This is a genomic window from Campylobacter concisus UNSWCS, from assembly GCF_000466685.1.
Taxonomy (GTDB): domain Bacteria; phylum Campylobacterota; class Campylobacteria; order Campylobacterales; family Campylobacteraceae; genus Campylobacter_A; species Campylobacter_A concisus_A.
The window spans coordinates 1-994 of sequence record NZ_ANNG01000116.1 but is presented as its reverse complement, the minus strand read 5'-3'; the positions used below and the strand labels follow the sequence as shown (position 1 = coordinate 994).

At 39.2% G+C, this 994-nt stretch carries 1 protein-coding gene; it reads left to right on the top strand.

Going from position 1 to position 994, the window contains the following annotated elements; translation table 11 throughout:
- The coding region (locus tag UNSWCS_RS12160) for an Ig-like domain-containing protein (protein ID WP_035144179.1) at positions 1-994 on the top strand (994 nt) is incomplete at both ends.

Genomic DNA, 994 nt, shown 5'->3' with positions numbered 1-994 from the left:
TACTGATGATTATAGAAATTTACCTGATTCAAGCAGGGCTTTTCAAGCTCCAGAAAACTCAATCGGCGGTTATAATGACGGCAACGCAGGCGCTGACTCTGAGACACCAGAGGTGATACCTCCAATTAGTGTTGATATCAAAACACTAAATGATAACTTTGGAACTATACAAGGCGATTATAGCCTAGACGACGCACGAAACGTACCTCGCACAAATGACGCTACACCAACTATAAGCGGCACAGTAGATCCAACTGCTGTAAGAGCGGTTGTTAGCGTGCTTGATAAGGACGGACACGAAGTCTTTACAAAAACTCTAAATCCAAGCGACTATGCTGATGGTAAATTTAAATTTACAACTAACGAGTTAAGTGTAAATGGCAATCATGATGGCGATTATGAAGTAAAAATAGTAGCTACTGGAAGAGACGGCAATACTGCAACAGATACTGGTAATTTCGTGCTTGATACAGTTGCAAAAATAACTATAAACGTTGAAACTGAGATGAGCCTTGTAAAAGAGTCTGAGATGAGTAGCGGACTAAAAGGAAATTTCTGGTTTAACCATATCTATGAAAAAGATGGCGTAAAGGGTATTGAGTTAAGAGACTTTAAAAATAAAATACCTGGCGGTTTTGAAAATACAGAATATGCTCATAAAGGTATGAAGCAAAATGACTTTATCGAATACTATATGAACAACACTAAGCCTTGGGCAAGCTTTAAAGCAAAAGAGCTAAATTTCCAACAAGGTAAAGGTGGAGATAGGGATAACACTGATAACGACGCAGGAACAGTCTCAGGACTTGACGGCGCTCACAATATGATAGGCAAGATCGATCTTGACGGTAATGTAGTAACTCCAAATGGTGAGTGGGTAGCTCCAAATTTAAAAGCACTTGAGTATTTTATCGACAACGCAAAAGGCAGTGAGATAAAAGAACTAAGAGATATCCCTAATGGTAAAAACACAACAGCTGGCGCGATGGTAAAT